Here is a 12,055-nt window from a genome sequence, read left to right as displayed (position 1 = left end):
CCACAATGCTTTTTTTAAAAATACACCTTGCACCTGCGGCCGCGCCTGAAAACATTTTTTATTATTCAAAATAACATTTTTTGTTTTTATTGCTACCTTTAAGCCCGCAGCAGACCTCATCCTTTGAAATTTACCCGAGAACAACAGGCTATCTTCAAATTCGTCCGCGAGGGGGAAGGGCACGGTATTATTGACGCAGTAGCCGGTGCGGGGAAAACAACGACGATCATGGAGTGTGCCCGCTTTGCGGCGGAGCCCGCCCGGGTGTTGTTCTGTGCCTTTAATAACAGTATTGCTAAGGAGATCGGGCGCCGCTTCCGGGAAAAAGGAATGCCTGCCGTAGCGGTAAAGACGATCCATGCCCTGGGCTTTCAAATCCTGCGGGAAAACAGTGACTATGGCGACCGGCTCCAGCTTAACGAGCATAAATACCTGACCTTGTTCAAAAGCGAAGCGATGCAGAAAAAGCTGCAACCCGATCTTCGCTCGCTGATCGAACTCAATGGGCTCAACCCCGGAGACAAAGATGATAGTCGGCAAACTTTTGCCATAAAGAACCTGCTCTACCGGGTACAGAAGCGCTTGCTGAATATTAACCAGAAGCACCGGGCCGTACTGAACGGACCCACCTACGAAGCTTTCGAGGAAATGGTGCGTCACTTCGGCATTTTTACCCATACGGAGGAGAACAGCAAAATCTTTCACGATGAACTGGAACTCTACCACCGGATGCATCGCCTGCTGCTGAAGGAAGGAACCGAGATGGCGGCCCGGAGTTACATCATTGACTTTACAGATATGATCTACCTGCCCTTTGTCTGGCAGTTGGGCTCCTCGGTGAAATACGATTGGATTTTTATTGATGAGTGCCAGGATCTCAGTAAGGCCCAGTTCGCCATAGCGGCCAAATACGGCCGCCAGGGCAGCCGGGTACTCGCCGTGGGAGATCCCCGCCAGTCAATTTACGGCTTCACCGGTGCTGATGTGGAGTCTTTCGCCCGCGTAAAACGGATGACACGGGCTACGCAGTTGCCCCTCACGACCTGTTTTCGCTGCCCACAAAGAGTTATCGAGCTGGCCCGGGAAATTCGCGAAGACATCGTTGGGGCTAAACGTGCTAAGGGCAAAGTAAGCACTATCGGTGTGGAAGAGGTTTCCGATGTTGCCCGGCCCGGTGACCTGATCATCAGCCGTTTCCGCGCCCCGCTTTTAATTCTTGTTTTTGAGTTTATTGACAAAAACGTAAAAGTACAAGTCGCCCCTGACGAGGCCGCTGAGTTTATCGGTGAGCTGAAGGTACTCTTCAAACAAGGCGAGCGACAGGCCAACATCAAGGCTCGCTATCGTGATTTTGACGCGCTAAAACAACAGGTCTTCAGCCGCAATATGTGGGTCATCCGGCAAAACGCGCAAAAGATTGCCAAAGCCTCTGACCGGGAAGTGTACCTGCAGGTAGAAACAGAGTACCTCGAAAAACGACTCGAGTTTCTACACAAAAAGCATGAGCTCTGGCAGAAGGACTGTTGTTCCATTTCCACTATTCTGGAAAGGATCAAAGCCTTCGTTTCCGCTAAGGAAAACGCTATCCGTCTGTCTACCATTCACCGGGCCAAGGGCCTGGAGGAAGAACGGGTTTTTATCATTGATTATGACCAGTTACCCGTTTCCCGCCAGGGGCAAAAAGACTGGGAGAAAGAACAGGAAACCAACCTGAAGTATGTTGCCATTACGCGGGCGATGAAAACGCTATTTCTGGTGGAGTCGGCTGATCTGGAAGAGATGGAGGAGGAGGGGTCTTTGTTTGATAGTTTGCCTTTTTAGAGGAAGGGCTGCTTCGCAGCTGTGGCGCGGGTCTCACGCGGAGGGAGGGGAAGGATGCAGGGAGGGCTGCTTCGCAGCTGTGGCGCGGGTCTCACGCGGAGGGACGCAGAAGGAGGGGAAGGACGCAGGGAGGAGGGCTGCTTTGCAGCTGTGGCGCGGGTCTCACGCGGAGGGACGCAGAAGGAGGGGAAGGACGCAGAAGGGGCTGCTTCGCAGCTGTGGCGTGAGTCTCACGCGGAAGGAGGGGAAGGACGCAGAGAGGGCTGCTTCGCAGCACAGGGAGAGGAGGAATGAAGGAGTTTTGGAAAAATTATTCAGATAAATATTTAATAACTACCCTATGACAGAGAATGAAATTACCTACATCGTCCGGAAAGTTCTATTGGATGTTCATCGGCAATATGGCCCGGGCTTGTATGAATCGGTTTACGAGAAAATTTTGATGGTTCGCTTAAAACAAGCTGGTTTATCGCCCCAAAATCAGGTGCCGGTATATATTGACGAGGACGGGCTTCGGGATACGGTCGCCTTCAAAATTGATATCCTGATAAACGAGAAAGTCGTTCTGGAATTAAAGGCCATCAAACAGCTCACCACCATCGATTTTAAGCAAATCACCACCCAGCTGGTACTCTCGGGCTATAAACTTGGCCTGCTGATAAATTTTCGCTGTGAGAGAATTCTATATCCCCCCGGCTTTAACCGGATAGTGAATAAGCTATAACACATTAAAAGCCCTTCTTCTGCGTCCTTGCAGCTCTCTGTACGAACCCCATCGCGCAGCGATCCCCCTCCGCGTGCCCCCCATCGCGCAGCAATCCCTCTCCGCGTCCTTCCGCCCCTTCTGCGTCCCTCTGCGTGAACTTTCTAATCGCGCAGCGATCCCCCCTCCGCGTGCCCCCCATCGCGCAGCAATCCCTCTCCGCGTCCTTCCGCCCCCTCTGCGTCCCTCTGCGTGAACTCTAATCGCGCAGCGATCCCCCTTCCGCGTTAACCCCAATCGCGCAACGATCCCTATCTTCCCCATTCCACATTCCCGATCAGCAAAACGCCCATCATGCCTTCCAACAATCTCTCCCGTAGCCAATACGCCCTATTGTCCCTGCCCGCCACCGCGATGGGCTTTGCCCTATGCGTACAAATTTCGGCTCTGAGTTGGATTTTAAACACCCAGTACGGTCTCAATCTTGAAGAAATCGGCTTAGTCTGGCTGGCTGGTCCCCTAGCGGGAATTTTGGGGCAGGTGATTGTCGGGGTGGTGAGCGATAACGTTTGGTTTATGGGCGGTCGGCGTCGGCCATTCATTGTTATTGGAGGTACCATTGCGGCGCTGATGATCCTTGCCTTACCGTTTCTGGATGTTATCAGCGAAGGGATGGGCGTCGCCGCCATTGCCACGGTAGCCCTTACGGTGGCACTGACGCTCGACCTGGCCATCAACATCAGTTTCAACCCCGCGCGATCGGTTATTGCAGACGTAACGCCAGAAGGAGAAGCTCGCACTAAAGGCTTCACGATCATGCAGACCATCTCCGGGGCCTTTGGTGTCGGAGCTTATCTGGTGGCCGTGATCTTCAATAATTACGCCCTGATCTATCTGGGGGCCATCATTGTCTTTCTCTTTTCCGTGATTCCGCCCTTTTTTATTACGGAGCCCCGGAGCCTGGACGCTGCGGCGGAACAAGAGGCGGAGGGAATGTCAGCTGCTGCAATGGATAGTACGATCGATGATGTCGCAATCCCGAAGAATTCAATGAAGCTGAACCGGGGAACTGATTGGCCCGAGTTTCTGAAGATCTGTTTCGCACACGCCTTCACCTGGGTAGGAGTACAAACCATGTTCATCTACACCTTCGGCTATATCAAGAGCAACATCATGGGCTTTGACGTTAACGCAGAGCTCGATCCGGAGACGAACGACCTCATCGGTAAACAGATCGGAATCGCCTTTGCGGTGCTCAATACTGTCGGGTTTCTACTGCCAGCCCTGGTGCTGGAACCCATTGCCCGTAAAATCGGCCGGGTCAAAACCCACGCTATTGCCATTGCCATCAGTGCGGTTGGTTATCTGCTCATTGTACTGTTCGGCTATACCTCCATTTATGCCTTCGGAGCTCTGATGGCCGTTGTCGGTATTGGCTGGGCGGCCATCGTCAGCCTTCCTTTTGCCATCATGACCGAGACGGTCGATCAGCGTAAAATGGGCCTCATGATGGGACTGTTTAACCTGTCAGTGGTCTTACCTCAGGTTGTGGCTTCCCTGCTGGGTGGGTACATCGAACATGCAGCCGATAAATCGTTGATTTACATGATTAGTACCGGCACACTGGCCGTAAGTGCAGCTCTCTGGCTTTTGGTGCGTGAGCAGCACAGCGGAGTTGTGGGCGCGGCCGCAGGTGCAGGGGGAAGTCATTAACAGCAGGGAAGGGAACTGCTGAAACTTTTTGATTCATTCGAACTGTTCTCCAGCCCTAAAATCACCTTCTCTTTTGCAAGTACACAAATCCTACCGCATCTGGATGACCCAGCGAAGCGGCTCCACCCTCCTGTGTGAAGGTTTGTCCCAAACCGGCGTAGCCGGCCTGCCCGGCGAACACTTCAACCTGATGGACGCCAAAAACCTCCGCGAAAAATACGGTCTGGAAACTTACGCCGAACTAAAAGCCGAAATCCACCGGCTGGGAACCGGAGAGAATGGCATTTTTGGCATCAAGCATTCCCGTCACGCCACCATTTATGACGGCTGGACCGATGAATTGAGACTGCTTCAGGGCCTTGACCCTTCGGCCGGAGATCAGGCGGTATTCGCCGACCTTTTCCCGAACTGCCAACACATCTTCCTGACCCGTCGCAACAAAATTCGCCAGGCCGTCTCCTGGTGGAAGGCGATTAAGGACGGTGTCTGGCACCTGAAACAAGGCGAAAACCAATCCTTCAGCGAGGACTTTTGGGAAGACAACTATGTCCCCGACGCCCTCACCCATCTCTACAAGGAAATAATGCTCAAGGAATGCGGCATACAGGAATATTTCAGCCGTTACGATATTCAACCCCTAACGGTGGTATATGAAGATATGCTAGACGATTTCCCCGCCACCATTCAGCATATTCTGGACTACCTTGGCATCGAAGAAGCTCCCAAAATTGTCCCCGAAAAGCTTTTAGCCAGAACGGCGAATGCCGAGTCTGAGAAATGGGTGCAACGCTTTCGAAAGGACATTCAGGAAGGTATAGGGCAGAAAATCTGGTGAATCTTCGCTGGTTTTTGACCATGGCCATTGCTGCTTATCTTTAGGCATGCGCGCATTTCTACTTATACTTTCGTTAGCTCTTTGCCAGTCTCTGGTTGCTCAGGACCGTCGCTACGTGGAAACCATTTTCCCCGGCAGCACGATCACCAGCAATGTGGTGTACGGGCAGGCGCCTTTCCTGAACGCTGTTTATAATAACGAGACAAATACCACCATCCGTGATCTGGTCATGGATATCTATGAGCCAACGGGAGACAGTCATGACCAACGTGCCGCCATCATCTTCGCCCACTCCGGCGGATTCTTCAACGGTAACCGCAGCCACGATGATATGGTCGCCCTCTGTGATTCTTTTGCACGCAAGGGCTACGTAACCGCTACCATTGACTACCGCAAGGGCTTTTACTTCCTCTCCAATGCAGCACTTCACGGCACCCGGGCGGTATACCGCGGAATTCAGGATGGCCGCACGGCAGTCCGCTACTTTCGCGCCAACGCCGCCAGCCTGGGTATTGACCCCGACCACGTATACCTGGCCGGAAGCAGTGCCGGAGGCTTCATCGCCCTGCACAGTATTTACATGACGGAGACCGATGAGATTCCGCCGGAAACCGGCGCGGTTCAGTATACGGACTTCCTTACTCCGCGAATCACCCCTGACCTTGGCCCTCCCGACGCCGGGAGTAACCCCGGCTTCAGCGGCACCCCCAACGGCGTCGTTAACCTCTGGGGCGCCATCTCCGCCGTAGACCTGGTGGATGCTACTGATGATCAACCCGTCTTTCTGGCCCACGGAACGGACGACGGCACCGTCCCCTTCATCACCGGCCCGCCCTTTGGCTTCGGGGCTTTCCCCGATGTGTTCGGCTCCGGGCCCATCAACGATCAACTGGATGCCAACGGTACGGCTCCACACGAAACCTACTTCGTTACGGGCGGAGACCATGAGTTCTACGGCACCAACAACGGCAGCTGGGCTAATGGCAGCGGACCTAACTTTCATTGGGATATACTGCTGCCTATGGTCACTAATTTCCTCTGGGAGCAACACAAGCCTACGGCCGACTTTTCCGTCGCTACCAACGAACTGGAGGTAACCTTTACCGATGCCTCCATTGATGCGGAGAACTGGTTCTGGGACTTTGGAGATGGGGGCACTTCTACTGACCCCAGCCCAATGCACACTTTCGCAGCCGACGGCGACTACGCCGTAAAGCTCTTCGTCTCTGACGACATCCTGAGCTGGGATACCCTGGAGCAAATCGTTACCGTTGAAAAACTCCTCCCGCTGCGGTGGACGACTCCGCTAACGGCCGTTCATAACGGGAAAGAAAACCTGCTCGAATGGTCAGTCGCCGATCAGGTAGACAGCGACTATTTTCGGGTGGAACACGCCGGGGCAGGAGAACAGACCTTCCGGCCCATCGGTCTGGTAGCGGCGAGTGGGAACTTAGCCGGTGACGCTACTTTTATTTACGCAGATGAGAACCCTGGGGCAGGTACTCACTATTATCGCATCCGGCAGTTCGACTACGACGGGCAAAGCAGCCTGAGCACCGTGGCAACGGTGGAAGTCGCTGATGAATTCTCGGTCTTCCCTAATCCCGCCAAAGAAAACGTTTCGCTTAACGGCTTGCCGGAAGAGGGAGCGGGGGTAGAACTAAGAGACATAGCCGGAAGAATACTAACCCAACGTTGGCTCATGAATGGAGAAAGCTTAAACGTCGCTAATCATCCCACCGGAATTTACCTCCTGCGCGTACCCTCCCTGGAAAAAGTAGCCCGGCTTGCCATCCGTTGATCTCCCTTTACTCCTTTAACCCCCTTTTTCCTTTACCCCTTTACTCCCTTACTCCACAACCACCAAATACCGTCGTTTCTTACCGTTCTCCACCATCATAAACTTATCGTGGAGCAGGTTGTCGGCGGAAACGGTTGCTTCCACGTCGGTGACCTTCTCTTTGTTGATACCGATGGCGTTGCCTTGAATAGCACGCTTAGCTTCTGACTTACTGGCCAGAATTTCGGTCCCCGCCAGAAAATCCATCAGGTTGACGCCGGCGGCGAGTTGGTCTTTGGAGAAGGTGTGCGTGGGAAGTGTCCCGCCCAGGAAGGCAAGTGTTTTGGCGTCGAGCGCGCGCAGGTCATCAGCGGCACCTTTACCGTAGAGCAGGTTAGTGACCCGGATGGCGGTAGCAAGACCATCAGCACCGTGGATGCGCTCGGTGAGCTCTTCCGCCAGGCGCTTTTTCACGTCGTTGATGTCACGGAATTCCGCGCCTTCCTTTTCGATGATGGCGCAGTCGGCCAGAATTTCCTCCTTGCTGCGAAGGCTGAAGTACTTCAGGTAAGTAGGGATGTCCGCATCATCAGACCGTAACCAGAACTGGTAGAAGTCGTAGGGAGTCGTCATGTCGGGGTCCAGCCAAATGTTTCCGGCGGTAGATTTGCCGAATTTGGAACCGTCTGCCTTTGTGAGTAGGGGAGTGGTGACGGCGAATGCTTTGCCCTCCAGGTTGCGGCGCACGAATTCGGTGCCAGCGGTGATGTTTCCCCACTGGTCAGAGCCACCCATCTGTACAGTAACGCCTTCCTGCTCGTAGAGGCACTGGAAGTCGTAGCCCTGCAGGAGCTGGTAGCTGAACTCGGTGAAGGACATCCCTGATTCGAGGCGGTTCTTGACCGAGTCCTTCGTCATCATGTAGCTGATGGTGAGGGTTTTGCCGACGTTTCGGAGGAAGTCCAGCGCATTCATGTCTTTGTAAAAGTCGTAGTTGTTGACGACGGAAAACTTTGCTCCTTCAACCTCCACGGCACCTGCGTTTGCGCCCCTTAGTCCTGCACTCAGTAAGCGCAGCATTTGTTGTCGTTGGTGTTCCAGGTTGCCGTCCAGTTCTTCGTAACTTTTAAGCTGCCGCTCCTTGTCTTTTCCACTGGGGTCACCGATGCGTCCGGTCGCCCCGCCGAATAGCACCACCGGATGATGACCGGCCCGTGCCCAAAGCGTAAGCAACATGATCTGAACATAATTACCGATCGTTATGGAAGGGGCCGTGGGGTCAAAACCGATGTAAGCCTTGCGGGGGGCTTCGGCCAGGTGTTCCTTAATTCCGGGGGTGAGCTGGTGCAGCATACCGCGCCATTCTAGTTCGGCAATAAAGTCCATAAATTTCGAGTGATTGGTTCTTTGATCAACACTGCACTAAGGTAGCAGAGTTGCGGGTGGCTAAGGAAAAAGTGGGGCAAATATACGCGTGCAGTTTTTACCGAAGGGTATTGTTTTGCTCCTTAGTTTTTTCCATCAGCAGCGCTTCGGTATAGAGAAAGAGGGGCGCGAACGCAGGATGCCAGGAAAGCTTTTTAATCGCAAGGGCTGGAGAATGAACAGGTGTTTCTACCTGTTTTTTGCCCTTCTCATGTGTTTTAACCTCTGCGTTGTGACTTCATACGAGCAAATTCAGTAGTTTAATGCTTTGTTTTTGATCGCTTGCACCCACTTTTAGGGTTTTACTTAATCTCAGATTTAAAAAGATGACGACACATTTACACTTTTCGGCCATCGGCCGTAGCCTCCTTTGTGTTACCCTTATCTTATTAGGAGCCACCGGGTTGATGGCACAAGCCTTTTCTTCCCAAGGTTCTTATGGTGGAGCTACGCTGGCCATTCCCGATTGGCCAATTGCTGGCTGCGGTGAGCAATTGACAGATTTGGGGGGTACCACAGTCCTGTCTGCTACGGCTAATGTTTCTGGCCTCCCCGTTGGTGGTAACGTTACTTCCATAACGGTGGAAACGGCGATCAATCATACCTGGGTTGGTGACCTCGATATCTTCGTCGAGGCACCTGATGGTAGTATTCTTCAGTTAGTTGCTGGTGCTGGTGCAGGTACAGCTACTGCTTGTGGAGCGTCGGATGACCTTGTCTCCACTAGCCCAATCACCTTTTCAGATACGGCTCCTCAGTCAGCGGAGACTATGGGAAGTACCACTGGAAGTACTGTTTGTGCAGATGACGGGATATGTGACTATAGCCCAGACAATGATGGAAATCTATTGACTGCCGGAACCAATGGCCCGCAGGTCTTCTCTTTCGCTGATTTTTACCCGCAAAGTGATGGACTCAACGGCAACTGGACGCTCTACATTGCAGATGGCGGAGGTGGCGATACGGGCGATTTGGTGGATTTTACCGTTACGGTTTCAGGGGAAGAGATTGCGTGTGTTGATGCCGCCGCCCCAACCATCGACGACGCTACGGCCCGCCCCGTTTGCGACGAGACCTTCACGATGATGACAGAAATGGATTATGTCTATACGGTTACTCCGCCAAGCGATGGCGTAAGTAGCAGCAGAGATTGTCGTTCGGCAGTCATCTGGCGGACGCCCCGCTTTTCGGATGATTGTGGTGTAGACTCTTTAGCCATCGTTTTCTCAGCGGAAAGCATGCCCGCAGCCACGATTATTCCTGACCCACTTACTTATGGTTCTGGTTCTCCGGAGATTATGGCACAGGAAACGGATGGTTATGTACAGATCATCACACCATCTACTTATTTCTATGGCAGCGGAGCTTCCGCTTCCACGACTACTCGTGTTACTTACGAAGTATTTGATGCGGAAGGAAATATGGAAACCTGTTTCTTCTTCATTGAAGTTGTCGACAACGAAGACCCCATCATTGATGCCTGCCCGGAAGATTTCGAGATTGCCGGTGACGAAACCAGCGTGGGTAACGGGGAAGGTTCTGACCTTGCTTACTCCGAAGTAGAAGTGACCATCACCGAAGCGCAGTTCACCGCAGAAGGTGGTGACATCGACGAAAACTGTGGCGTCGAAACCATTACTTATATTGATGTGCAAGCAGGTACTGATCCCATTATCGTAACCAGGACCTTTACGGTAACGGATTATGTAGGACTAGCGGCTAGCTGCGAACAGACCATTACGATAAACCCATGTATCGTCGAACTCACCTGTCAGGACGTAACGGTATACGTTGATGATGCAGGTAATACCTCCATCACACCCGAAGAAATTCAGGTGAGCGGATCATGTGATAATACCAATTTGAGCCTTTCGCAGGCTGACTTTGATTGTGGTGATGTGGCTAACATGCCTGTTACCGTAACCTTATTTCAAAACGAAGGCGCACAAAACGAGGTGTCTTGTACGGCTGAGATAACGGTCCTGGACACCATACGGCCTGAGGTGACTTGTGTGCCTTCTTTTACGCTTTATCTAGATGATGACGGACAATTTGCAGACCCTAACTCTGCCAACTTCGTTTTTGATAATATTACTATTGATACCTCCGACAATTGTGCAGTATCTGGTACGATCGACCGTACTCGTACCCTTGATGCAGACTGTACCAATACTGGAGAAGATATCATGGTGACGTACGGTTTCCGCGATTTTAGTGATAATGTTACGCAGTGTACGGTAGCATTGATTGTGTTAGACACGACCCCACCAGCTCCGGTCTGTATGGATCTCACCGTTCAGTTGGACGGTGAGGGCAATGGTTCCATCGCCACTGATGACAATACTATGTCTCAGATCGACGGTGGTTCTAGCGACAACTGTGGACCACTGACGTTCTCCGAAGATATTACGGATTTCGATTGTGCTGATATTGGTCCTAATACTGTCACCTTGACAGTTACGGATCCTTCGGGGAATGTTACTACCTGTGACGCGACCGTTACGGTAGAGGATATGGTTCCTCCAACACTTGTATGCCAGGATGTAGCGGTTTTCATTGATGATATGGGCCTCGCAACGGTTATGGATACTTCCCTTGCCATCATGAGCCTGACTGACAACTGTACGGACTCTGCTGCGATTGATATCGCGCTGATCGCTCCTGAGCTTGGCTGCGACGAAACTACCGGGACCGCTACGCTAACGGCTACGGATATTGCGGGTAATGTTGCGAATTGTACAATTGGTCTTATGGCCGTCGATACGATCAGCCCCGTAATGACCTGCGCCAATACGGTGCACTTCGCTGATGAAGATTGTTTATTTCAAGGCAATGCTGGTATGTGGACTAACGGAGATAACTGTGATGGCATTGGACTACTGGAAGAGGAGTATTTCGATGAAGATGGTAATAATTTTCTCAACTTATTCTTTGATTTTTCCGCTAATATCTCTGCCGTACTAGGCAATAACCGAGGTTTTCCATTAGGGGTTAATACGGTACGGCTGACCTTTACTGATGCATCTGGCAACAGCGGAGCTTGTGAATTTACCGTTACTATTGAAGATAATACACCGCCGGATGTAGTAACCACGGACCAGATGCTCACTCTCACCGATGATGAGCCTACGATGACGCTGACGACCGGTGATCTGGCGACGGCTACGGACAACTGTGGAGAGCCCATCACGATCGAGTTTGACCGCTCGCTGACCTTTACGGGGGCTGATATCGGTACGAACGAACTCACCGTAACGGTAACCGATGCTAGTGGTAACGAGACCGTCACGACGGTAACGGTTGTTGTTGGCTTCGAACAGCCGAACCTGGCTTGTGTCTCCGAGATCAACCTGACGCTCAATGATGACTGCCAGGGCTTGCTTATCCCCCGGATGTTCCTGACCGGCAATACAGCGCTGCTGGATGCTTTCCAGTTTGATATCACGGTGGATGACAACGACCCCAGCAACGGCCCAATCGTGGATGGTTGTGGGCGCTTCCGGTACTCTATCTCTCCGGCGAGTTTGGGAGATGAGCCAACGATTGGTTTTACGGGCGACTTCGCCCCGGAGAACTGGACAGAAATTCTGTTTTCTTTCCTTGGCGGAGCTCAGAGCCCCCCCTCTGACGAGCAACTCATAACGGTTGACTTTACGGCTGATGCGATGACCCTGATGACCGAAGCAACCGTCTTCAATACCGGCTCTGAGTTTGGAGCCCAGCAAGGGATTATGTTCAGTGAGAGTGGTGTTGTGGCCTTCGACTATAACTTTAATGG

Annotated in this window: 7 protein-coding genes; 6 read left to right on the top strand and 1 reads right to left on the bottom strand. The window is 52.4% G+C overall.

Annotated elements, in window-relative coordinates; genetic code table 11:
- Positions 1 to 123 precede the first annotated feature (123 nt).
- The 5 genes from BM123_RS20375 (at position 124) to BM123_RS20350 (ending at position 6,873) form a co-directional block, all read left to right on the top strand.
- The gene (locus BM123_RS20375) at positions 124 to 1,821 is read left to right on the top strand and encodes a UvrD-helicase domain-containing protein (protein WP_090172376.1); all 1,698 of its coding nucleotides are present in this window, start codon (positions 124 to 126) and stop codon (positions 1,819 to 1,821) included.
- Positions 1,822 to 2,161: 340 nt separating this feature from the next.
- Positions 2,162 to 2,545 (top strand): GxxExxY protein, encoded by a 384-nt coding sequence (locus BM123_RS20365; protein WP_090172372.1) that lies wholly within the window; start codon positions 2,162 to 2,164, stop codon positions 2,543 to 2,545.
- 333 nt (positions 2,546 to 2,878) lie between these two features.
- Positions 2,879 to 4,237 carry an MFS transporter gene (locus tag BM123_RS20360; RefSeq protein WP_245748633.1) on the top strand — a complete coding sequence of 453 codons (1,359 nt, stop codon included), beginning with the start codon at positions 2,879 to 2,881 and terminating at the stop codon, positions 4,235 to 4,237.
- A 73-nt stretch (positions 4,238 to 4,310) separates the two neighbouring features.
- Positions 4,311 to 5,072 (top strand): Stf0 family sulfotransferase, encoded by a 762-nt coding sequence (locus tag BM123_RS20355; RefSeq protein ID WP_090172370.1) that lies wholly within the window; start codon positions 4,311 to 4,313, stop codon positions 5,070 to 5,072.
- Between the two features lie 46 nt (positions 5,073 to 5,118).
- Positions 5,119 to 6,873 (top strand): PKD domain-containing protein, encoded by a 1,755-nt coding sequence (locus tag BM123_RS20350; RefSeq protein WP_090172368.1) that lies wholly within the window; start codon positions 5,119 to 5,121, stop codon positions 6,871 to 6,873.
- Between the two features lie 48 nt (positions 6,874 to 6,921).
- Here BM123_RS20350 and tyrS read toward each other — a convergent pair whose 3' ends face one another.
- On the bottom strand, positions 6,922 to 8,238 hold the full coding sequence (tyrS, locus tag BM123_RS20345) for a tyrosine--tRNA ligase (protein WP_090172366.1): 1,317 nt from the start codon (positions 8,236 to 8,238) through the stop codon (positions 6,922 to 6,924).
- 365 nt (positions 8,239 to 8,603) lie between these two features.
- Here tyrS and BM123_RS20335 point away from each other — a divergent pair.
- On the top strand, positions 8,604 to 12,055 hold a 3,452-nt coding region (locus BM123_RS20335), incomplete at its 3' end, for an HYR domain-containing protein (RefSeq protein WP_139211998.1).

Origin of the sequence: Neolewinella agarilytica (genome assembly GCF_900110645.1) — a bacterium.
GTDB classification, from domain to species: domain Bacteria; phylum Bacteroidota; class Bacteroidia; order Chitinophagales; family Saprospiraceae; genus Neolewinella; species Neolewinella agarilytica.
Note: the sequence above shows the minus strand (reverse complement) of the source record. Positions and strands in the feature narration are given on the sequence as shown.